The sequence below is a fragment of the Paenibacillus sp. FSL H8-0168 genome (genome assembly GCF_038592955.1).
In the GTDB taxonomy this organism is placed as follows: Bacteria; Bacillota; Bacilli; order Paenibacillales; family Paenibacillaceae; genus Paenibacillus; species Paenibacillus polymyxa_B.
Map to the genome: position 1 here is coordinate 1,494,348 of NZ_CP151948.1, position 22,074 is coordinate 1,516,421.

The 22,074-nt window shown below is 46.2% G+C and carries 20 protein-coding genes; 17 read left to right on the forward strand and 3 right to left on the reverse strand.

Annotation, left to right across the window (positions count from 1 at the left end):
* Window positions 1-14 precede the first annotated feature (14 nt).
* From MHI21_RS06900 to MHI21_RS06940, 9 genes are all read left to right on the forward strand, one after another.
* Complete coding sequence (locus MHI21_RS06900) at window positions 15-1,262, forward strand: CpaF family protein (RefSeq protein WP_342419692.1); 1,248 nt, start codon at window positions 15-17, stop codon at window positions 1,260-1,262.
* Window positions 1,259-2,050: a type II secretion system F family protein gene (locus tag MHI21_RS06905; RefSeq protein ID WP_342419693.1), complete on the forward strand. Its 792-nt coding sequence runs from the start codon at window positions 1,259-1,261 to the stop codon at window positions 2,048-2,050. The genes MHI21_RS06900 and MHI21_RS06905 overlap by 4 nt, the downstream gene beginning before the upstream one ends.
* A 6-nt stretch (window positions 2,051-2,056) precedes the next feature.
* Complete coding sequence (locus MHI21_RS06910; RefSeq protein WP_342419694.1) at window positions 2,057-2,941, forward strand: type II secretion system F family protein; 885 nt, start codon at window positions 2,057-2,059, stop codon at window positions 2,939-2,941.
* Window positions 2,942-2,954: 13 nt separating this feature from the next.
* On the forward strand, window positions 2,955-3,146 hold the full coding sequence (locus MHI21_RS06915) for a Flp1 family type IVb pilin (RefSeq protein ID WP_013309278.1): 192 nt from the start codon (window positions 2,955-2,957) through the stop codon (window positions 3,144-3,146).
* Complete coding sequence (locus MHI21_RS06920; protein ID WP_190298841.1) at window positions 3,146-3,814, forward strand: TadE family protein; 669 nt, start codon at window positions 3,146-3,148, stop codon at window positions 3,812-3,814. The genes MHI21_RS06915 and MHI21_RS06920 overlap by 1 nt, the downstream gene beginning before the upstream one ends.
* 40 nt (window positions 3,815-3,854) lie before the next feature.
* A complete protein-coding gene (locus MHI21_RS06925; protein ID WP_342419695.1) occupies window positions 3,855-6,071 on the forward strand; it encodes a hypothetical protein in 2,217 nt (738 codons plus the stop codon).
* On the forward strand, window positions 6,040-7,035 hold the full coding sequence (locus MHI21_RS06930) for a TadE family protein (protein WP_342419696.1): 996 nt from the start codon (window positions 6,040-6,042) through the stop codon (window positions 7,033-7,035). Before MHI21_RS06925 ends, MHI21_RS06930 begins: the two co-directional genes overlap by 32 nt.
* Before the next feature lie 94 nt (window positions 7,036-7,129).
* Window positions 7,130-7,642, forward strand: coding sequence for an A24 family peptidase (locus tag MHI21_RS06935; RefSeq protein WP_341161996.1), 513 nt, complete (start codon window positions 7,130-7,132; stop codon window positions 7,640-7,642).
* A gap of 63 nt (window positions 7,643-7,705) precedes the next feature.
* Window positions 7,706-9,526: a DUF6382 domain-containing protein gene (locus tag MHI21_RS06940; protein WP_342419697.1), complete on the forward strand. Its 1,821-nt coding sequence runs from the start codon at window positions 7,706-7,708 to the stop codon at window positions 9,524-9,526.
* Window positions 9,527-9,723: 197 nt separating this feature from the next.
* On the opposite strand, the gene MHI21_RS06945 is transcribed toward MHI21_RS06940, so the two are convergent.
* Complete coding sequence (locus MHI21_RS06945) at window positions 9,724-10,638, reverse strand: TIGR01777 family oxidoreductase (protein WP_165176284.1); 915 nt, start codon at window positions 10,636-10,638, stop codon at window positions 9,724-9,726.
* Between the two features lie 298 nt (window positions 10,639-10,936).
* On the opposite strand from MHI21_RS06945, the gene MHI21_RS06950 reads away from it, so the two are divergent.
* The 4 genes from MHI21_RS06950 to MHI21_RS06965 all read left to right on the forward strand — a co-directional run bounded on the left by MHI21_RS06950 (window position 10,937) and on the right by MHI21_RS06965 (window position 16,074).
* The gene (locus MHI21_RS06950) at window positions 10,937-12,064 is read left to right on the forward strand and encodes a deoxyribonuclease IV (RefSeq protein WP_025722686.1); all 1,128 of its coding nucleotides are present in this window, start codon (window positions 10,937-10,939) and stop codon (window positions 12,062-12,064) included.
* A gap of 22 nt (window positions 12,065-12,086) precedes the next feature.
* Complete coding sequence (gene purU / locus MHI21_RS06955; RefSeq protein WP_023987631.1) at window positions 12,087-12,986, forward strand: formyltetrahydrofolate deformylase; 900 nt, start codon at window positions 12,087-12,089, stop codon at window positions 12,984-12,986.
* A 512-nt stretch (window positions 12,987-13,498) separates the two neighbouring features.
* Window positions 13,499-15,544, forward strand: coding sequence for a transketolase (tkt, locus tag MHI21_RS06960; protein ID WP_342419698.1), 2,046 nt, complete (start codon window positions 13,499-13,501; stop codon window positions 15,542-15,544).
* A 215-nt stretch (window positions 15,545-15,759) separates the two neighbouring features.
* Window positions 15,760-16,074, forward strand: coding sequence for a pyrimidine/purine nucleoside phosphorylase (locus MHI21_RS06965; protein WP_023987633.1), 315 nt, complete (start codon window positions 15,760-15,762; stop codon window positions 16,072-16,074).
* Between the two features lie 108 nt (window positions 16,075-16,182).
* Here the strand turns inward: MHI21_RS06965 and MHI21_RS06970 are convergent, their stop codons facing one another.
* On the reverse strand, window positions 16,183-17,082 hold the full coding sequence (locus tag MHI21_RS06970) for an NAD(P)-dependent oxidoreductase (RefSeq protein ID WP_341161991.1): 900 nt from the start codon (window positions 17,080-17,082) through the stop codon (window positions 16,183-16,185).
* A gap of 250 nt (window positions 17,083-17,332) precedes the next feature.
* On the opposite strand from MHI21_RS06970, the gene MHI21_RS06975 reads away from it, so the two are divergent.
* The 3 genes from MHI21_RS06975 (at window position 17,333) to MHI21_RS06985 (ending at window position 20,056) form a co-directional block, all read left to right on the forward strand.
* Entirely contained in the window at window positions 17,333-18,688 is a 1,356-nt protein-coding gene (locus tag MHI21_RS06975) for a glucose-6-phosphate isomerase (RefSeq protein ID WP_013369975.1), read from the forward strand.
* A 148-nt stretch (window positions 18,689-18,836) separates the two neighbouring features.
* Window positions 18,837-19,469: a YigZ family protein gene (locus MHI21_RS06980; RefSeq protein ID WP_029516377.1), complete on the forward strand. Its 633-nt coding sequence runs from the start codon at window positions 18,837-18,839 to the stop codon at window positions 19,467-19,469.
* A gap of 5 nt (window positions 19,470-19,474) precedes the next feature.
* Window positions 19,475-20,056, forward strand: a complete 582-nt coding sequence (locus tag MHI21_RS06985; RefSeq protein ID WP_029516378.1) for a TetR/AcrR family transcriptional regulator — start codon at window positions 19,475-19,477, stop codon at window positions 20,054-20,056.
* 172 nt (window positions 20,057-20,228) lie between these two features.
* On the opposite strand, the gene MHI21_RS06990 is transcribed toward MHI21_RS06985, so the two are convergent.
* The gene (locus MHI21_RS06990) at window positions 20,229-20,630 is read right to left on the reverse strand and encodes a secondary thiamine-phosphate synthase enzyme YjbQ (protein ID WP_061829625.1); all 402 of its coding nucleotides are present in this window, start codon (window positions 20,628-20,630) and stop codon (window positions 20,229-20,231) included.
* A 219-nt stretch (window positions 20,631-20,849) separates the two neighbouring features.
* Between MHI21_RS06990 and cysA the strand changes: the two genes are divergently transcribed.
* Window positions 20,850-21,911, forward strand: coding sequence for a sulfate ABC transporter ATP-binding protein (gene cysA / locus MHI21_RS06995; protein ID WP_061829549.1), 1,062 nt, complete (start codon window positions 20,850-20,852; stop codon window positions 21,909-21,911).
* Window positions 21,912-22,074: the final 163 nt, after the last annotated feature.

The following is a 22,074-nucleotide window of genomic DNA, read 5'->3' on the forward strand; positions in this document are numbered from 1 at the left end:
AGGGGCTGATGAACATGAATGAGGAACGGTTTAAGGCATTGCAAGCAGATATCCGAAACGGGCTGGACGTAACGTCTTCGGTAAAGGATGCCGATCTGGTTCGGCATATTGAAAATCGAATTTTACACGATGTAGAGCTGGCGGGCTTAACTTCCCGTGAGAAGCACGCACTTGTCCGCAAGATTTTTAACTCTTTCCGTGGGCTAGATGTACTCCAGCCATTGATTGACGACCCGACCGTTACGGAAATTATGATCAACAGTCACCGGGAAATCTTTGTGGAGCGGGCTGGTGAGGTGATGCAGGTACCCGATCAATTTGAGTCCCGCGAGCGACTGGAGGATTTAATCCAGACGATTGTAGCCGGGGTGAACCGAATTGTGAATGAGGCTTCTCCCATTGTGGATGCCCGGTTAAAGGATGGGTCACGAGTAAATATTGTGCTGCCTCCAGTTGCTCTCAAGGGTCCGACGATGACAATACGGAAGTTTCCCGAGCGTCCTATGACGATGGATGACTTGATACGAATGGGTGCGTTGGATGCAGAAGCCGCTGCTATGCTCAACGACTTGGTACGTAGCAAGTACAACATTTTTATAAGCGGAGGAACAGGTTCTGGTAAAACAACTTTTCTGAATGCATTATCCCAGTTTATACCGTCGTCTGAACGGATTATTACCATTGAAGACTCAGCAGAGCTGCAAATTGTGACGGTCCCTAATCTAGTTTCCATGGAAACCCGGAATGCGAACACCGAGGGAAAGGGAGAAATCACAATTCGTGATCTGATTCGTTCCTCCCTGCGTATGCGGCCCAACCGCATTGTGGTGGGTGAGGTCCGGGGAAGTGAGGCATTGGATATGCTGCAAGCGATGAATACAGGACACGATGGATCGTTGTCAACTGGCCACGCAAATAATATCCGCGATATGGTCAGCCGGCTGGAAACGATGGTGCTCGGAGGGGCAGAGCTTCCGCTTGGAGTAGTACGGCAGCAGATCAGCTCGGCCATTGATATTTTCGTTCATCTGTCACGGATGCGCGACAAATCCAGACGAGTGCTGGAAATTAGCGAAGTGATTGGTTTTGAAAATGGTGAGGTTACGCTTAATCCCCTTTATCGTTTTCAGGAACGAGGAGAAAGTAAGGGGCGAATCGTAGGAGGTCTGGAACGTTGTGGCGAGGGTCTGCAACATACTTTGAAGCTGCAAATGGCCGGGATCAATCCGGAAAGCTGGCACAGGGGAGGAGTATCAGCGTGAAGTTAGGAAAAACGACTGCCAAGCAAGTATCACGTGAGGTCCCTTCTCTGCCAGATTATACGGTGTATACATTATCGTCAGTACAAAAAAGTCTATGCATATTGTTTAGTGGCGTGCTGTTTGCGATGATCGGCTATCTATTTTATCACCAATGGATATTATCATTTCTGTGCGCTGCCGGGGCTGTGGTGACGCCTCGTTATTTTAGGCAATTTTTGCTGCACCGACGCAGGTCTGCTCTAAGCATCCAATTCAAGCAGGCTTTATATTCGCTCTCGTCTTCTCTTTCAGCGGGGAGGTCGGTGGAGAATGGTTTTCGTGAGGCTGTAGAGGATTTGAGATTGCTTAGTCCAGATGGAGATCACGACCTGATTTTTGAATTTAATATCATTACCGCCTGTCTTGAAATCGGACAGCCTGTAGAGGCTGCTTTGCAGGATTTAGCCCGTCGGGCGCAGATGGAGGATATTACGAATTTTGCGGACGTATTTGCGGCTTGCAAACGAACCGGAGGTGATCTGGTGGAAGTCGTACGACGAGCTTCAAATGTCATTGGTGAGAAGCTGGAAATTCAGCAGGAGATCGGTGTAATGATTGCGCAGAAACGTTTTGAATCGAGGGTTATGTTTGCGGCGCCTTTTTTGTTTGTATTGTTTATGACGATGACGGCGGGTGATTACATGATGCCCTTATACAGCAGTACAGGTATGATTTTATCAACCTTTTGTTTATTGGTGCTTGGTGGGTGTCTTGTGTGGATCAACCACATTATGAAGATTGAAGTGTAAGGAGAGATGGGTGTGGTGATGTTGGTTTGTCTGGTCATGCTGGTTCTGCAAGTGGGAGGTTGGGTGGTGCTGAACCAGATGCATAGTGCTAAGTATGCGCATTTTCGCCATATGAAGCTGGAGGGACTGCGGCTGCAAAGACTTTCAGTCCCATTTGTACACATGATTCATGCTTCACGTGCTACTCACCGGCTACCTTTGCTGATGTTCAAGCTCCAGCGTTCGGTGCAGAAGCTGTATGGTATGCGCAACAGCGGAGAAAAAACGATGCTTTTTCTGGCAGAAATGTTGGGTTACGGATATATGATGGCTGCTGGTGGAGCTTTAATATCGCTTATGCTGGGCGGGGATGCGACTGGGCTGGTGCTCGGATTGGGACTTGGTATTCTGGTACCCATCGCGCTGATCAAGGATTTGCATGGGAAAGTACAGAAGCGGGATCAGCAAATTTTAATGGAACTGCCTGAACTGTTGAGTAAAATGATGCTTTTAGTAGGTGCAGGTGAGACGGTACAACGGGCATTGCTACATTGCGTGGAACGTAAAGGGGCGGATACGGAACATCCGTTGTATCGAGAACTGAGGCAGACGGTGTCGGAATGGGAAAGTGGTTTTTCCTTTCAACAGGCATTTGAGCACCTGAGCAAACGTTGTGGTATTCAGGAAATGACGATATTCACGACGACAGTTTTGTTGAATATGAGGCGCGGCGGGAGCGATTTCGTGATGGCTTTACGTGAGTTATCCCAGACGTTATGGGGCAAGCGGACTTCAATTAGCCGCACAAGGGGGGAGCAGGCTTCATCTAAGCTAGTATTCCCGATGGCGCTGATTTTGCTAACGGTAATTGTGCTGGTGGGCGCTCCGGCTTTAATGATGATGAATATGTAGGAGGAATACAACGATGATGACATTAGTAACAGGCAGTATTCGTAAATTGTACAAGGATGAGGATGGTCTGGGTACGTTAGAAATGATCCTGATCATTGCCATTCTGATTGCGGTGGCAATTATTTTCAAGGATCAGATCAAGAAAATTGTAGAAGGGCTTTTGAAAAAGGCGGATAAAAAAAGTAACGATTTTATGGATTCATAATGCTGCGCAAATTGGCACAAAAAGAGGACGGGAGCTTCTCCTTGGAAGCTTCCCTCGTCTTTCCCATTCTACTGCTGGTCATTTTTGTGATGTTATTTTTTTGCCTGTACATATATCAAAAATCTATATTGGTGCAGGTCGCTGCTACTGCTTCGGAAAGGGCCGCTTACAGTTGGGATAACAGCTTCAAGGACCCGCGTACGGGAGCATTTATGCAAGGGCAACGGGATTCTCTCTATTGGCGCTTGAAGGATGATGTTATGCTGGGAGCCCTGTTTGGCTGGACCGGAGCCAACAATCAGGAAAGTGTACAGGTGCCGGGCGGCAATGGGGGAGGCTCGTTACCTGCTCAAAAGCTGTCCAATGCAGAAAATAATATGCCTGCGGGCATGCAGGGGCAGATGACATATGAGAACAGTATGATTCACCGTAAGGTGACCACAAAGTTAAATAAGATAGTGAAGGTACCTTTGTTGAATCAGTTTTTAGATCAGACAGATTTGCAAGGGGAAATGAGTTCTGGCGTGGTCGAACCTGTAGAATGGATTCGTACGGTGGAGTTGGTCCGTTATTATGGTGCGAAGTTTATGGGCAGAGGATCAGGTGAAAAGGTAGATTCGGCAGTTGTAGGGAAAGTATTGATGCAATATGGTCAAAATGGTCAGTGAGAAGTAAGTAACGGGAATGTAACTGGAAAGGAGGAAGCGGGTGTTTGGTAAGGGACACAATATAAAGGACGGGGAATCAGGTGCTGTCACGGTCTTTTTAATTCTGATTTTGGCGGTCATGTTTGGTTTTATTGCTGTATTTATTGATTACGCGAGAATTGCTGCACTGCATGTGCAGACCGAACGGCTGACCCATGCGGCGGTTCGTTCAGTGATGTCTGCTTATGATCCGACATTACAACAGGAGTACGGTTTGTTTGCTTATGGCGAAGGCGGCGGAGAACAAATTATGGTCAAAGTGCTCAATGACAGCGCGCGGCGTACGGCACGCGCAGAAACGCTACCGCTTATGAATATGAAGCTGGATTCTAGTTCCCTGCAAATGGAAAGGGAGCTTGGTAAATATGCCATATTTAACGAGCAGATCCGTGAAGAGATGAAGTATAAAGCACCTGTCGATTTTACGTTTGAAGTGCTCGAAAAGCTAAAGCCGCTCTCTCAAAATATGAAAGAGGCTTCTCATACGGTAGATTTGCTGAAACGGCTGCAAAAGCTGTACGACAGACGAGAGGCCAAACTAGATGACATGCTGGAGAAGCAGCGTAAGGCAGGAGCTTATATGGAAGAGGTTCGTAAGCGGATTATTAAACAGAGGGGCACCTATATGCCCAATCAGTATATATGGGACCCGCTTGAGGTTGTAGCCGATATTGCCGCTCAATATAAGCATTACGTACATGTATATGAAGACAATAAGAAGAGTGTGGACGACGTAAAAATCATGCAGATGGAAAAATATGCACGTAGAGCGAGGGCAGCGCTTGATCGCCTGCGTCAGATTATGGCTCAGGCTGGAGAAGAACATGATAAGCTGCTTCTGGAAGCCAAGGAACCGTTAAATGAGGCCCGGCAGATCAATGAAGAGATGCGCAAAGTCATTGCCCAGTATAAGCAGAGGGCGGCCAATGCAGGCTACGATGAGGTTTCAGCAGCACCTACTCCAAGCGGAGCAGGCTCCAGCGCAGATCCGTCGGTAGGAAGCGCACGGCAAAAGGTAGAGGATTTGTTGATTCCAGACAAGGAATTTGAGCAATGGGAAGCAGAAATTGAAAAGCAACGGACTTCTATAAATACTGCTAACAATAGAATAACGAGTATGATGCGTACATTATCTTTTTATACAGATCCATTTTTGAATGCAGACATGCTCAAGCAAGAAGTCGCTTCAACGCTCAAAGAGATAGATAAATACTTGAGTGCGTATGCTTGGACGGGACCTGCGAATGTACTCGACGGTGAAGCCAAAATGATGGATACGCGACGTGGACCGGACAAAGAACGCAAGAAAATGGAAAAAGAGGCGAAAAACAAGCTCAAACAAGCCTATCGGATCATTGAGGTTCTTTCCAAAGGTAAACAAAGTGCAGAACAATTCCGAAATCTGGAGCGGTATTACAATGAAAGTATTTCGTTTAACCAGTCTACATCCAGTCCATCTGTATCCGCTGATTTGTCCTATGACACCTATGATGCAGCGGGAGCTTCCATGGATAGTATGGATGGTCTATACGGGTCGGCATCCAATTTACTGACTCAACTGGGAGATGAGTTTTACCAGAATGAATACGCGCTTTCTTACTTCCATCATGTGGATTTTAGCCGTTTTGGCAGTTTGGCCGGATCGGGTGGAAATGTGGGAAATGCTGCACAGATTTTGGGAGATCAGCTGGAGGTGAATAATCAGGAAGTTGAGTACATCCTGTATGGGTTCCATAATCCGACGGGTAATCTGGCATCCGCCTATGGAGAAATTTTTGCTATGAGACTTGCCATTCGAACAATGGAGGGATTGGTTAAAAACAGCTCAAAAGGTAATCCGCTGGTCGTTTTGGCGGCAGCTTTGTTATATGGAGTAGAAAAAGCGATAGAAGATATGATTATGCTGGCACAAAAGGGGGATGTGCCATTGTCTGATTTTCTGAAATTTCGAATGACATACAAGGATCATTTGCGATTGTTCCTGATGCTCCATAGCAATAATGAACGAAAAATGTCCCGTATGCTTGCTCTGATCCACCTGAATACAGATGTCAATCCTGCTGAGCGGCAAACGTATGCAACGGGTGAGGTCAAGAATGGGATGAGGCTGTGGTTTCTACCTGGGGTAATGAAGATGCTTGGAACCGCCTCAAAAGAAGGCGAGAGTATTAAGGGAAGTGTGTACTATGTCACGAAAACAGCGCATTTTTCCTATTAATCAGTATTTACGGCAGGTTTGTGGGCAGGAGCGGCGTGAACAAGGAAGTATTGTTTTAGAAGCGTCACTCGTGTTGCCAATGTTTCTGTTTTTTATTATTTTTCTCATTTATATGGTTCAGATGACGCTGGTATCCACAGCCTTGCAGACCACCGCTTCAGAAGCGGTTAAGCAGGTTTCGACTAAAATCTACCCAGTTTCTCTAGCCGTGGAGGCGGCGTCCGCGAAAATAGATGCAGTCCGTGAACCGCTGGATGGATTGCCCAAGTTATCTGTGAGTGAATATGCAAGCCAATTCGCTGCCCAGTTGCCGCCTCCAATTGGTGATTGGGTAGAAAGCGCTGTTCAGGGCGGTCAAAAGCCGATGGAGGAGCTGCGGAGGCGATTTACGGAAGCTGCACTTGACCCTGTTCTGAAGCCGATGCTAAAGCCTTTTATGGAGGAAAGCATTCTCGAGTATGACCGTATTCATATAACGAGCGTACATGTACCTGCTCTTACAGGAACTAAGGACCCTTATTTTAGAGTAGAGCTGTCGTATGAACTGCCGATGAAGGTCCCCTTTCTGTATCGCAGCATTGTGCTTCAGGCGGCGGCAGAGGAACGTCTTTGGATTGGCGACACAGGGGAAGGAGCAGGTACAGGAAATGCGACAGGAGATAAGGATGCGCAGCATTCCATACAGTTGCTCGTCAAGCCTGAACCTGCTGTGAAAGGTGTGTACAATTTGATCAAGGCCAAGGTTGAGCCTGGGACGACTGCTAACCTTTCTGTACTTTATAAGTCGGGTGAGAGCACAGCTCAGCACTTGGGCTGGACCTCTGCCAATGCGGACGGGATTATTGAATGGAACTGGTTTGTGGGAACGAATACAACACCCGGTCAATGGAACTTTGTGATTGAAACGGAGGACGGTCAACGTATAGAAGTTCCGTTTACCGTGGAAAAGTCAGCTGATGGATAGGTAGGATCGACTCGACATAGACGGACAGGAATAACTACGATGGAAAGTGATTTGGTAGTCTGCTAGTTCTATTTTATAAAGGGGGAAGATCGCATTGACGTGGATGTATATTGTATGCGGAGTTCTGCTCGCGATTGCGTTAGTTACGGATTTACGTAGCATGAAAATCCCTAATAAGCTTACATTGCCCGGCATAGTGGTAGGCTTGGTGTTCAATACTCTGTTTGGAGGGTGGCACGGTTTTTTATTTGCTGTTGCTGGACTAGGTACCGGATTTGGGTTCATGCTGATTTTGTACTGGATGGGAGCTGTTGGTGCAGGAGATGTAAAGCTGTTCGGCTTGATTGGAGCATGGACAGGTGCTGCTTTTGCATGGCAGGCAGCTTTATATTCGATTTTTTTTGCAGGTATTATTGGCATAGGGATTTTGCTATGGAAGAGGGAAACGATCATCAGACTGCGGCGCGTGGCTTTTAATTTAGGAGGATTTTTTCTATTTCGCAGCGGCAAAGCGCTGACCAGTGGAAATGAAGCGCACCTCAGGTTTCCTTTTATGACGGCAGTCATTCCGGGAGCGATCAGTGCTTATCTTTACTTCTTGCCATGACATGTCCGCTGGGGGAGATCATGCTACCTCACGGAGATAGGAAATTGTTAAGGAGGTCATGAATTGTTGGGTTTAAGTAGGGATTTTGCCCGGAACGGCGGGACATTTATGATTCTAAACAAGGAAGACGGGCTCAAGACCGATGATTTAAATTCCGTACAGACCGGAATGATGACTGGTAATCGGATTCCCGGTCTGCTGGAACTTAGAATAAAGGAAGTCGATTTTCAGATTGAGTTACATTACGACATTTCGGGGCAACGCATGCTTTCCCAGTTATGGAAAGGTGGGGGCGTGTCGACTTCTGAATTCTACCGGATTCTTTATGAAGTGGCAGATGTCCTCCATCGCAGCCCGCAATATATGTTAGATATCCGCCAGTTTATTTTGCACGAGGATTATATTTTTCTAAGTGGTTCAGGTACAAGGGAAACCGCCAGTTTAACCTATGCTCCTTTACGCAGTGTACAGCATGCAGAGCAAACAGGCAGTCAATTTAAGCAGATGGTTATTCGTTTAATGACTCGTGTGGCCCACTTTCAGGGAGAATATATACAACGCATACTCGATCTGTGTGATAGAAATGAGTTTGAATTGGGATTGCTAAAGGAACTGTTATTACAAGGAATGAAGGCCGGTACAGAGAGTGCTAGCGTGCAGGGAGAAAGTATGGAGGGGCAAGCTTTTTCATCAGCCGACCCTATCATATCTGCTCATACCTCTCATGTCTCTCATACCTCACAGGGGAACTATACTGATCGTGGCGGAACATACGGGCAAGAGCATCGGGAGACTCTGCAGGAGATTCAGGAGCTTAAACGGATCAATCGGCTCAAACCGTCCATGAAACCAGAGGAGAATTCTGAGCTTGTAACAGAAAACGAAGTAGAAGATGTGGAGCCTGGATTGCAAAAATATAAAACGTACATTGCTCTTGGATGTCTGCTCGCTTCGGCCATCGTGTGGCGTTATATTTATCTGGATCATCCAGAGACGGTACCTTTGATCATTTCCGTGGTGCTGACCTTGGTACTTGCCGCCGTTGCTTATATAAGCTGGACGGGGAAATGGGAGCGCAATAGAACTTCATCTCATATGTACAGCGATTCAGTACCTGTATTGGATTCGGAATGGTTAGGAACTACTTCTTCCCCAGCGCAGCGGAAAAATGATCGTTATCAGGTAGATAAACTGACCGGATTTGTAGCGGGACAGCATCATCAAGACAAGCGATCTTCCGATTTGAGTGATCAAGGGCAGGAGAGCTGGAGATGGACTTTTCCAAACTCAGAATCTAAAAGCGTGGGAGACCGAGTTACGGAAGACAGGGAGAAAACTTCAGCAAATTATGACTTACACGAGCCATCGTGGAAAGGTGCGGAGCGGGGAAATGAATTGGAAGCAAGTGATACCAGTGAGGCTTATTATAAGTCTCTCTCCGGGGTAACGGAGCTGCTAAATGCTGCATCTAAGCAGGAAACGATGCTGCTTCGTCCAGATCAAGAGATACAGATTTCACCTGTTCAGCAATCTCCGATTGCTTGCCTGGATCGCAAGCCACCAGGTAGTGGAGGGACCGAGCGCATCCGGTTGCAGCCAGACCAATTCGTTGCAGGCAGCTTTATCATCGGGAGAGATCCGCAATTGGTCCAGTTTGTGGAGCATACGGATGGAGCTTCCCGTTCTCATATTGAGCTTTGCATAGTTACAGGAGAACATAGCCACATTGTTAAGGATTTATCCTCGACGAACGGAACTGTTTTAAATGGAGAGCCTATGGTGCCTTATAAGGAGTACACAATGAAGGATGGAGACACTTTTAAAATCGCCGGGGTATCTTATACTTATCGGTTGGACTCTTTTAAATCCTCCAATGCATCATAAATAAAGGTTATATGGATATATGTCAAGAAGAGGCCTGTTATGTTCAGGGCTTCTTTCTTTGTAATAGGGGCTATTCATAGGAATAAAATGAGCATCTTAAAAACTTGCAGTCTGCTTGAGAGATTGTGTCGGACTAAAAAAAGAACCCTAAGCTGGCAGTGACACTACCTACCAGCCTGGAGTTCCTCTTTTTAGATTCAATGCTGTTTTTGGGAAGAATGGAGTTCCTCAAGAGCGTCCTTAAGTGAAGGATAGTTAAACTTAAATCCGTGCTCCAGCGCTTTGCGCGGTAGTACCTTTTGACCATCCAATACAAGCGTACTCATCTCACCAACTAGCTTTGAAACGAGAATGCTGGGGACGGGAAACCAGTGCGGACGGTGATATACCGTAGCTACTGTCCTCCCAAACTGGTCGTTCGTCAAGGGATGTGGTGATGAAGCATTCACTGCCCCGACGATTTCCGTCGTATGGATGCAGTACGTGATCAGACGAACGATATCTTCAATATGAATCCAGCTCATCCATTGATGGCCACTGCCTATTTTGCCGCCGAATCCGAAGCTATAAGGCATCTTCATGAGGGGGAATGCCCCTTTTTTTCTGTCCAGCACAAGGCTAATGCGTAACTTAATTAAACGGGCATCAGAAGGATAGGCATTGGCGGCTTCTTCCCATTGCTCTACCACCTGAGACAGAAAATCTCCCGAACGACGTGGGCTCGTTTCATCGAATGTTTCGGTCAGGGAAGTACCATAGGCGGCAACAGCCGAAGCCTGAATGATAACTTTCGGCTTTTTTTGTAGAGCATTCAATGCTTGAGCCAACCGTGCAACAGATAGCAGTCGAGATTGAAGAATTCTTTGTTTGGACTTATCCGTCCAGCGCTGATTCAGCGTTTCGCCTGCTAAATTAACGACCGCATCGGTGCCTTCCAGTACTTCAGGCTTTTGTTTTAATTCGTTCCAACTCATATATTGCAAACGGGGGCTCGCTTCGTGTCCTACCAGTGGCTTGCGGGTAACGACTTTCACGGTGTATCCGTCGTCTAGCAAGCTTTTGACCAGTGCACTCCCCACCAATCCAGTTCCTCCACATACGATGATGTTCATGGAGCCAGCTCTCCTTCCGATTCACAAAAAAAATACATCTGTTATAGAATATAACCCTTTTTGAGAAAAAAACTTCATATGAATGTACCTTTATACGGTTAAGGATGTCAAACCATGATTTTATTTACCCTCGTTTGACTAACATATATTCGGATGTGTACTTTATCTACGTGTTCCCTTAATAGAGTCATTTAAGAAACCTGCCATAAAAGCTATGTTGTTTGATTTCAATAATCACGTTAAAATGATTAAATTAAAATAAGACAAGCATAACAGGATAAGGGGATGAATCAGAATCATGCTGAAAATTGGTTCTCATGTGTCCTTCTCGGACAAGGGTCTGCTCAGCGCTACAAAAGAAGCGTCTTCTTACGGGTCCAGCTCCTTTATGATATACACGGGGGCACCGCAAAACACGCGCCGTAAGCCGATGGAGTCCATGTATTTGGAGGAAGGCAAGCAGTTAATGGCTGAGAAGGGAATGGAAGATATCGTGGTGCATGCCCCGTATATCATCAACCTTGGCTCTTACAAAGAAAATACCTATGAGCTTGCGGTCAGCTTTCTTCAGGAGGAAATTCGACGCACACACGCGATTGGTGTGAAAAATATCGTGCTACATCCAGGCGCTTTTACCGATAAGGATGCAGAATACGGAATTGGGCGTATTGCTGATGGTTTGAACGAGGTACTAAACGGCGTGAAGGAGACAGATGTTAACATTGCGCTTGAAACGATGGCAGGCAAAGGAACGGAAATGGGTCGTAGCTTTGAGGAGATTGCCTCCATTATAGATAAAGTAGAGCATAACGAGCGTCTTACAGTTTGTATGGATACCTGTCACATTCACGATGCGGGTTATGATATCGTAAATGATCTGGACGGTGTATTAGAGCAATTCGACCGTATTGTCGGCTTGAATCGCATCGCAGTTGTTCACATTAATGACAGTAAAAATCCAGTTGGCGCTCATAAAGACCGACATACTCCGATCGGATCAGGCTGGATTGGCTATCAGACGATTCATAATGTGGTGCATCATGAAGCACTTCAAGGACGTCCGTTTATTTTGGAGACGCCATGGATTGGGAAGGAAGCCAAAACTCAGCGTCCGATGTATGAGGTTGAAATTGCCCTGCTTCGCGGAAATGTAAAGGAGCGCTTTGGGGATGAGTTTTTGGGTCAGGTAGAGCAATTGCATTCGTTTTTCAAAAAACAGGATGTGGATGTCCGTAAATTTGTGCTGGACACCTGGGCTCTGCTGAAAAATGATGCCAAAGCAAGAAAAGCCGATCCACGTGAGCCGTTGGAGCGTCTGTATGACATGATAACGGAAGCAGCACTATTTCCAGATTTGAGCGAAGAACACATTAATCAACGGTTGATTGCCTGGTTTGCCGGCAGTCATTTGCCAGTGACGGTATAAGCTAAGGGGGATTAATAGCCACATGGAAATTCACGTAAAACATCAGCCAAATAGCACTCTATCAGCCCATGAAAACCGCGCGCGTATGCTTGTATCTTGTCCAGACGGACCAGGTATTGTAGCGGCCGTGTCCCGTTTTTTGTATGAGCATGGGGCCAATATCGTTCAATCTGACCAATATACAATGGACCCGTCCGGCGGTATGTTTTTTATGCGGATTGAATTTGATCTGCCGAATTTGAGTGCAACCCAGCCACAGTTGGAGCAGGATTTTGCCGCTGTTGCTGAGCAATTCCGTATGGAGTGGACGATTTCTGCAGTCAGCCGCAAGAAAAAACTGGCTATTTTCGTTTCCAAAGAAGATCACTGTCTGGTAGAACTGCTGTGGCAATGGCAGGCAGGAGATCTGGACGCGGATATTTCATTGGTGGTTAGTAATCATCCGGATATGAAGGAGTATGTGGAATCGTTTGGCATCCCGTATCACCATATTCCGGTAACAGCCGATACCAAGCCAGAGGCGGAGCGCCGTCAACTAGAAGTCATTGGCGAAGACATTGACGTTATCATTTTGGCCCGTTACATGCAGATTATTTCTCCCAAGTTTATTGAGCATTATCGCAACCGAATTATCAATATTCATCATTCCTTTCTGCCTGCATTCGTGGGTGGGAAGCCATATGCCCAAGCCTATAATCGCGGTGTGAAAATTATTGGTGCTACTGCGCATTATGTAACTGAAGAATTGGACGGCGGACCGATCATTGAGCAGGACGTGCAGCGTGTAAGCCACGGAGATGATGTAAATGAGCTAAAACGGATCGGTCGCACCATAGAGCGGGTCGTTTTGGCAAGAGCCGTGAAGTGGCATGCAGAGGATCGTATTCTGGTTCATGAGAACAAAACGGTCGTTTTTAACTAATCCTAAAATTTTAGAAAAAATTTTGTGAGTATATATTTTTTGTTGAACAAAGCCCGTCGCAAAACGGGCTTTGTTTTTTTATATAAGGATTTTGCAAAATTCGATTCCAGTCGCTCCAAAGTGCAAGATATAGAGGAACTAAACCATTTCGATCTATATCTTGTTCATTGGAAGTCGCTTATGGGATTTTTGCAAAATCCTCATGTGAGTTATTTGCCTTATAAACGGTCAGTACATAATATTTTTTGTGATTTTATAATTTTTTAAATGAGGTTAATACATTACGGGTATATTTATATGAGGACTCGGTACAACATTCCACAATCATCTTTATAAACGATCTGGCAAACTTTCACGGCAAATGGTACAATACTTAAGAATGTATAAGTCATATTGAAACATTCAAGCAGATTCACTCACTTCAATAGACATCGTTTCTATATCGGACGGTGGTGTTGGAGAGTATGACCGAATGCAATTGACATACTTTATACAATATGAGGAGGCAAACCATGACTGACCAGAATCAAGCGATTCAAAAGGATGAAAACTCCACGATCGACAATTTGTCCATCACAACTATTCGTACGTTGGCAATTGACGCCATCGAGAAAGCAAACTCGGGACATCCTGGTATGCCGATGGGCTCCGCGCCAATGGGATACCAACTTTTTGCTAAAACGATGAATCATAATCCGGATCAACCTACGTGGGTTAACCGTGACCGTTTTGTATTGTCCGCAGGACACGGTTCCATGTTGCTATACAGCCTTCTACACCTGAGCGGCTATGATCTTCCTATGGAAGAACTGAAACAATTCCGTCAATGGGGCAGCCTTACACCGGGCCACCCTGAGTTTGGGCACACTGCTGGTGTAGATGCTACAACTGGACCTCTGGGACAAGGTCTCGCAATGTCCGTAGGTATGGCAATGGCTGAAGCTCAACTGGGTGCAACATATAATAAAGACGAATTTAAAGTTGTAGATCACTTCACGTATGCAATCTGCGGCGATGGCGATCTGATGGAAGGTATTTCCCACGAGGCTGCTTCGCTGGCTGGTCGCTTACAACTGGGCAAGCTGATTGTATTGTTTGATTCCAATGATATTACACTGGACGGCAAGCTTAACCTGTCCTCTTCCGAAAGTGTTGCCAAACGCTTTGAAGCTTACAACTGGCAAGTACTGCGCGTAGAAGATGGTAACGACCTTCCAGCCATCCAAAAAGCCATTGAAGAAGCGCAAGGCGACTCGACACGCCCTACGCTGATTGAAGTGAAAACAGTCATCGGCTACGGAAGCCCGAACAAACAAGGTAAAGGCGGACACGGTGGTACTCATGGTTCCCCGCTGGGATCAGAAGAAGCCAAGCTGACTAAAGAATTCTACAAATGGGTATACGAAGAGGACTTCCACGTACCACAAGAGGTTCGGGAGCATTTTGCTAAAGTAAAAGAGCGCGGTATCGCGGCGAACAAAGCATGGGATGAACAGTTCGCGAAATACAAAGCAGCTTACCCTGATTTGGCAGCTCAGTTCGAAACAGCTGTAAACGGCGATCTTCCAGAAGGATGGGATCGTGATCTTCCGAAATACACGACTGGAGACAAAGCCGTTTCGACTCGTGTAGCTTCTGGTAATGCTCTGAACGGATTGGCTCCAAACGTACCTTTCCTGACAGGCGGATCTGCCGATCTGGAGAGCTCCACGATGACACATTTGAACAACCTGACGAACTTTACGCCAGAAGACTACGCCGGCCGTAACATCTATTTCGGTATCCGCGAATTTGGTATGGCTGCTGCGATGAACGGTATGGCGTTGCACCAAGGTGTAAAAGTATTCGGCGGTACATTCTTCGTATTTACAGACTATCTGCGTCCAGCCGTTCGTCTGGCAGCTCTGATGGGATTGCCTGTAACCTACGTTCTGACTCACGACAGTATTGCTGTAGGTGAAGATGGTCCGACTCATGAGCCGATCGAACAATTGGCTTCCCTGCGTATTATCCCGAACTTGACAGTAATTCGTCCAGCGGACGGTAATGAAACTTCTGCTGCTTGGGCTTATACGCTGGAAAACAAGAAAAACCCAGTTGCTCTAGTATTGACTCGTCAAAACCTGCCAATCCTGGCTGCTAGTGCTGAGCATGCACGCGAAGGTATCAAACGCGGTGCTTATGTGGTTGCAGATGCAACAGACGGCAAACCGGTTGCTCAAATTCTGGCTACAGGCTCCGAAGTACAATTGGCTGTTAAAGCTCAGGAAGCACTGGCAGAACAAGGTATTCAAGTACGTGTTATCAGCTTCCCAAGCTGGGATCTGTTCGAAAAACAAGACAAAGCATACAAAGATTCCGTTCTGCTGCCAGAAGTGAAAGCTCGTTTGGCTGTAGAAATGGCGTATCCACTGGGCTGGGAAAAATATGTTGGCGACCAAGGCGACATTCTCGGTATCAGCACGTTCGGTGCATCCGCACCTGGCGACCGCGTAATTAAGGAATACGGCTTTACGGTAGAGAATGTTGTTAGCCGTGTGAAAGCTTTGTTGAAATAAAACACTGGAGCATCGAAAACAGACAGTCGTAACCTGAGAAAGGCTTACGGCTGTTTGTTTCATACAGTTGATGCTTTGCAAAAAAATCACTATTGAATTCCAGTGTATAGCATACGGTGATACAGTGTGTATTTTCATACTGAAGCTGGAATCAAATCTATGTTATGATGCACCAATATTCATTCAACCATTGAGAGCAGATGAGGGGATAACGAATGACACAGTTTGATGGAGTAAGCGTAGTTAAAAAAGCAAACGTTTATTACGATGGTCAGGTTACAAGCCGTACAGTCATCCTGGGTGACGGCAGTAAGGTTACACTGGGTATTATGCTGCCAGGAACGTATGAGTTCGGCACGGATTCCCGTGAGATCATGGAGATTTTGGCAGGGGATTTGAGAGTGTTGCTTCCAGGTACTGAAGAATGGCTGGAAATACAAGGGGCGGCAACCTTTCACGTACCTGCAAAGTCATCATTTAAGCTGGAAGTACGAAGTGTAACTGATTATTGCTGTTCTTATCCCGAATAATAAGCCAAAACGGGTAAGCACACTCAGCCTTCAAGCCAAGTGTGCTTACCCTAAAGCTATGCCATATGTACACAAGCACAGCCGTATGGTTACAAAGAAAGGTACAGCTTATTCGAGAGGTTGACCACCAATGGTGCGGCCAATCCATGCTTCGTATGTCTTCACGACAGCGGATAGATCTTCATCGCCGTAGCCTTGTGTTTGCCCGGCTTGAAACAGGCTTTTGGCAATGGATAACATAGGTGCAGGTATGGACAGGCTGTCTGTTAGTGAGGAAGCAAGCTTCAAGTCCTTAAGCATCAAGGCGAGTGAGAACTGGTTGCTAAAATCATGTTCAATGATTTTGCGCCCTTTCAGGTCAGCGGCCTTGCTGCCTGCCGATCCGAGTTGTACTAATTCAAGGAAGCTGTCTGCCGGGATGCCGGATTTAGCTGCGATAGCAAAGCCTTCAGCCAGAGCGAGGTTATGAATACCAACCATCGTATTATGAGCGAGCTTGGCTACGGCTCCGCTGCCATTAGGTCCCATATGAAGTACCTTTTTGCCCAACGTATCAAAAACATCTGATTGTGCCGCAATGGCTTCTGCATTACCGCCAACCATGAACACGAGTGTGCCGTCTACAGCGGCAGGCTTACTGCCTGTTACGGGAGCATCAATGAAGGAGCAGCCCAGCTTGTCCGCTTCGGCGGCCAGTTGTTTGACCAGTTCAGGTGAAATCGTACTGTTGTCCATCACGGTCATGCCAGCCGTAAGTCCGGCAAACACTCCCTCTTCGCCGTAATAGATGTCGCGAATAGAGTGATCATCGCTGACCATGGTAATGATCAAGTGCTGACCTTCAGCTGCTTCACGAGGAGTTGAAGCTTTACGTGCGCCTTGCTCTACCAGTGGTTCGCAGCGCGAAGCGGTACGATTATAAACTGTGACTCCGAATCCCTGCTTTAGCAGATTGGATGCCATCGGGGCGCCCATGGTGCCCAGTCCGATAAATCCGATGTTTTTCATTGCTAATCACCTTTCTTGTTGGAAGTTGCCGTCCGATGCAGATTGCGAGTTCGGCTTGAAATGAATATAAAACAGGTTGATCTCAGTTAATTGTAGCATGGGCATGCTACCCTATCTACAGGAGGGGCTGTCAAGCACAGGATACACAGGTAACGCAAGCTTGTCAGGCCCCGCAAATTAAAGTATCCTATTCCTAAGTCCTTATGTTCGTATTCATGGTCTTAGTAATACCAAACAGGAGGTTCCAAACATGTCTAAAAAAGTTATTTTTGATTACACTAAAGCACTCTCCTTTGTAGGTCAGCACGAAATTGATTATTTTGCAGAGCCTATCAAGTTGGCTCATGAGCAACTGCACAACCAAACCGGTGTAGGTTCCGATTTCTTGGGTTGGATTGACCTGCCTACTAATTATGATAAAGAAGAGTTTGCGCGCATCCAAAAGGCTGCTGCTAAAATTCAAAGCGATTCCGAAGTACTGATCGTAATCGGTATCGGCGGTTCTTACCTTGGAGCACGTGCTGCGATCGAAATGCTGTCGCATTCTTTCTATAATGCGCTGCCTAAAGATCAACGCAAGGGTCCAGCTATCTATTTTGCTGGTAATAACATCAGCTCTACATATGTGAATCATCTGTTGGAACTGATTGAAGGTAAAGACTTCTCTGTGAACGTCATTTCCAAATCAGGTACGACAACAGAGCCGGCGATCGCATTCCGCGTATTCCGTGCAGCTCTGGAGAAAAAATACGGTAAAGAAGAAGCACGCAAGCGTATTTATGCAACGACGGATAAAGAACGTGGCGCTTTGAAAAAACTGGCTAACGAAGAAGGCTACGAATCCTTCATTATTCCTGATGATGTGGGTGGTCGTTACTCCGTGCTGACAGCAGTAGGCTTGTTGCCGATTGCTACTGCAGGCATTAACATCGAGGAAATGATGCAGGGGGCGGCAGACGCTTCCAAAGAGTACAGCAACCCGAATGTAGCTGAGAACGAAGCTTATCAATATGCAGCCGTTCGTAACGCTTTGTACCGCAAAGGTAAAGCAATTGAAATTCTCGTAAACTATGAGCCGTCTCTTCATTTTGTATCCGAGTGGTGGAAACAGTTGTACGGAGAAAGCGAAGGCAAGGATTACAAAGGCATTTATCCTGCTTCTGTTGATTTCTCGACAGACCTGCATTCCATGGGACAATTCATTCAGGAAGGCAGCCGCAACATTTTCGAAACGGTAATCCAAGTAGAAAATGTACCAAGTCACATCACCATCGAAGCAGATGAGGATGATCTGGACGGACTGAATTTCCTGGCAGGCAAAACTGTGGATTTTGTAAACAAAAAAGCATTCCAAGGTACATTGCTGGCTCACACAGACGGACAAGTACCGAACTTGATTGTAAATATTCCTGACTTAAGCCCTTACTCTTTCGGCTATCTTGCTTATTTCTTCGAAAAAGCTTGCGGCATCAGCGGCTACCTGTTGGGTGTAAATCCGTTCGATCAACCGGGCGTAGAAGCTTACAAGAAGAACATGTTTGCGCTGCTCGGCAAACCAGGCTTCGAAAAAGAAAAAGCTGAGCTTGAAGCGAGATTGTCTGAATAAGAGTGCTGTAATCTCTGATGCGAAACAGGATTTCGGTCAGAAGTGTTATAGTGTATAGCATCAATTAAAGTACAGGAAAGCAGTTCACCAGCTGCCAGAAGCGGGGGACTGCTTTCTTGTAAAATGAAGTAAGGAAGGTTATACGTGTATGTTGGAACAATACCGAACCGTACGCGGTGCCGGCAACAAGGAAATTGTGATCCGAAAATCCCGTTTTATCGGCCATATTCAGCCTGTTCAAACTGAGGAAGAAGCAGTTGCTTTCATAGAGCGCATCAAAAAAGAGCATTGGAACGCTACCCATAATTGTTCTGCTTACATGATTGGGGAAAGAGACGAAATCCAAAAGCAATCGGATGACGGAGAACCGAGTGGTACGGCTGGAAAGCCTATTTTGGAGGTGATCCGCAACCAGAAGCTAAAAAATGTCGCTATTGTTGTTACCCGTTACTTTGGTGGGATTTTGTTGGGAGCAGGCGGTCTGATTCGCGCGTATTCAGATGGTGCTGTTGCAGCAATCGAGGCAGGAGATGCAATTACACGTGTGCTGCATCGTGAAGTTTTTGTAGAATTGGATTATACCTGGTTGGGCAAAGTGGAAAATGAATTACGCAATCGCAGCATCCGCACTGGAGAAACAATGTTTACGGATAAAGTTACCTTAACCTGTCTGCCGCTGGCTGGTGATGCGGAATCCTTCAGCAACTGGATAACAGACTTGACGCAGGGGCAATCGCTTGTGTCGGAGGGAGAGCAGCTTTACTTTATTGAAGGGGAATAAATAATATGGCTAGAAGAGCAGTAGAACAGGAGTTGTCAAGAGGGCGGATTCTGGAAGCGGCCAGGCACTTGTTTATTACCAAGGGCTACCGTGCGATTTCAATGCGCAGCATTGGCCAGCATCTGGGTTACAGTCATGGTTCGTTATATTATCATTTTAAAGAGAAGGCTGAACTGTTCTATGCCATTGTAATTGAAGATTTTAATACATTGCGTGGGATTCTACTGCAAGCAGCAACAGGTACGCCTGATGATGGCTTGAGCAGGCTGGAGTACTTGATGCTGGAATTTATCCGTTTTGGTTTGGAAAATCCATATCAGTACGAAATTATGTTCATGATGCACGATGAAGAACTATTTGCATACTGTCGCACAGAGCAAAACCGTTGTGTGGAACTATTTGCGTCCATGATCCGTCAAGAATTGAGTGGTCAGGGGCATTCGGAGGAAGATTGCTCTAGGGTACCGAAAAGTCTGTTTTTATCCATGCATGGCTTTGTATCATTTTATATTCAGGACGGTTTAACATTTGAAGAAATTAGGCCCGCTGCTTTAGCACATGTAAAGCTGCTGTGCAGACACCTATGAGCGTACCTGCATTCACACACTTCAGCCATGAACATGTAGGGCGCTTTTCTGGGTGTATACACTTCATGACGGTGACTTATCATTACGTTACTTTGCGAAAGCGACTAAGAATTTAACAGACGATGATGCATCCAGTAGGAAAACATCATGGTCTGTTTTTTTACCCGGTCCGTCAGCCTTTCATGATCTTTACATGGTATTGGCGTCTGCGTGGTCCGTCGAATTCACAAAAATAAAGTCCCTGCCATCGTCCGAGCAACAGCTTTCCATCATGGATGATGATCGTTTGTGAGGGGCCTGTCGTAATGGATTTTAGGTGGGAAGCTGTATTTCCCTCCATATGGCGATATTGGGGATGCTCCCACGGATAAACTTCATCTAGTCTTAATATCACATCATGTTTGACGTCTGGGTCTGCATTTTCATTAATGGCGATGCCGGCTGTCGTGTGTGGACAATAAACAAGTGCGGTTCCTTGTTGGACCCCGCTTTTTTCGATCAATGAAGCAACCTCTCGTGTAATATCGCGCATTTCATCTCGCCGTGTAGTGGATAATTCTAAAGTATGCAACAATAACTCCATCTCCTTTCTTCCTAATACTTTACCCTTTTAATTCCTAATATAATATATAGTTGACGAAAATTACTTTCCTTTGATAAAGTATCACATAAGAAAAAACATAGTATATACATTGGAATAATTAAATGATTTCAAATGAGGTACGTGCTTTGCGGGAAGCAAGGCTGCTGCTGTTCCTGAACAGGTCCAGAAGCGGAAAGGAAGTGTACGGATATGCATGTGGAAGTAAGAGGGTTAAACAAGCATTTCGGTAATTTTCATGCAGTAAAGGACGTATCTTTTGATATTCAGGCGGGCCATCTTATTGGCTTACTCGGTCCAAGTGGTGGGGGGAAAACCTCCATTCTTCGCATTTTGGCGGGTCTGGAGCAACCGGATGCGGGAGAAATTCATTTTCATGGAAAAAGGGTAAACGAGCTATCCCCGCAGGAACGTGGAATCGGATTTGTATTTCAAAACTATGCTTTGTTCAAGCACATGAGCGTCTACGACAATATTGCCTTTGGTCTGAAAGTGAAAAAAAGCTCCAAAACCCGCATCAAGGAACGGGTCACAGAGTTGGTCGAACTAACGGGGCTCAAAGGATTTGAGCATCGTTATCCGCATCAGTTGTCAGGTGGACAGCGACAGCGGGTTGCCTTTGCGCGTGCTTTGGCACCAGAGCCTCAATTGCTGCTGTTGGATGAGCCTTTTGCAGCTATTGATGCCAAGATTCGTCAGGAGCTGCGCACCTGGCTGCGAGAGTTGATTGAGCGGGTGGGTATTACTTCAATTTTTGTCACCCATGATCAGGATGAGGCGATTGAAGTAGCGGATGAAATTATGGTGATTAATCAGGGACGACTGGAGCAGAAGGGAACACCTTGGGATATTTATAAAAAACCGGGTACTCCGTTCGTGGCTTCCTTTATTGGGGAATCTACGGTGATTGAACAGGCAGGCAGTCTCCGAGGCTTCGAAGAAGCTGCTGGAGTGGGAACACGTGCCTTGATCCGTCCAGAGTATATTGATGTCGGGCCAAGCGAGGAATTTACGCTTCTGTCGGCGACTGAGGAAGGCACAGTGAAGCATTTGCATTTTCGTGGAAGTGAGTGGATGGTTGAAGTACAGGTCGGGGATCATCGTCTCATGACATACCGCTCGCTGGAGAAGTCTACGCTGGAACCTGGTCAGCAGGTGCGAGTGTTGGTGCATCGAGCCTATCTCTATAATGACCAGTCCAGCTGGATGGTGGAAAACCGCCTGAAGGAAGATCCAATGCCTATCATCATTTGAAAATAAATACGATCACGCATGAGGGGATGTCTGGCCGGATTTCACGGCTTTGGGCATGCTCCTTTTGGCGTTAGACGCTGGAAGGATTTACGCAGATGATTTACGTAGAATCGGTCTGTTCGTTATAATAGTAGTAAAAAGACCCAGGTAGATAGGAGTTAAA

Bases quoted from the DNA above. Each gene is read 5' to 3' on its own strand.
- MHI21_RS06970 (WP_341161991.1), bottom strand. From the start codon at position 17,082: ATGAAAAACATCGGATTTATCGGACTGGGCACCATGGGCGCCCCGATG.
- MHI21_RS06945 (WP_165176284.1), bottom strand. From the start codon at position 10,638: ATGAACATCATCGTATGTGGAGGAACTGGATTGGTGGGGAGTGCACTG.
- MHI21_RS06920 (WP_190298841.1), top strand. From the start codon at position 3,146: ATGCTGCGCAAATTGGCACAAAAAGAGGACGGGAGCTTCTCCTTGGAA.
- MHI21_RS06930 (WP_342419696.1), top strand. From the start codon at position 6,040: ATGTCACGAAAACAGCGCATTTTTCCTATTAATCAGTATTTACGGCAG.
- MHI21_RS06950 (WP_025722686.1), top strand. From the start codon at position 10,937: ATGCTGAAAATTGGTTCTCATGTGTCCTTCTCGGACAAGGGTCTGCTC.
- purU (WP_023987631.1), top strand. From the start codon at position 12,087: ATGGAAATTCACGTAAAACATCAGCCAAATAGCACTCTATCAGCCCAT.
- MHI21_RS06965 (WP_023987633.1), top strand. From the start codon at position 15,760: ATGACACAGTTTGATGGAGTAAGCGTAGTTAAAAAAGCAAACGTTTAT.
- MHI21_RS06985 (WP_029516378.1), top strand. From the start codon at position 19,475: ATGGCTAGAAGAGCAGTAGAACAGGAGTTGTCAAGAGGGCGGATTCTG.
- cysA (WP_061829549.1), top strand. From the start codon at position 20,850: ATGCATGTGGAAGTAAGAGGGTTAAACAAGCATTTCGGTAATTTTCAT.
- tkt (WP_342419698.1), top strand. From the start codon at position 13,499: ATGACTGACCAGAATCAAGCGATTCAAAAGGATGAAAACTCCACGATC.
- MHI21_RS06900 (WP_342419692.1), top strand. From the start codon at position 15: ATGAATGAGGAACGGTTTAAGGCATTGCAAGCAGATATCCGAAACGGG.
- MHI21_RS06910 (WP_342419694.1), top strand. From the start codon at position 2,057: ATGGGTGTGGTGATGTTGGTTTGTCTGGTCATGCTGGTTCTGCAAGTG.
- MHI21_RS06915 (WP_013309278.1), top strand. From the start codon at position 2,955: ATGATGACATTAGTAACAGGCAGTATTCGTAAATTGTACAAGGATGAG.
- MHI21_RS06980 (WP_029516377.1), top strand. From the start codon at position 18,837: ATGTTGGAACAATACCGAACCGTACGCGGTGCCGGCAACAAGGAAATT.
- MHI21_RS06975 (WP_013369975.1), top strand. From the start codon at position 17,333: ATGTCTAAAAAAGTTATTTTTGATTACACTAAAGCACTCTCCTTTGTA.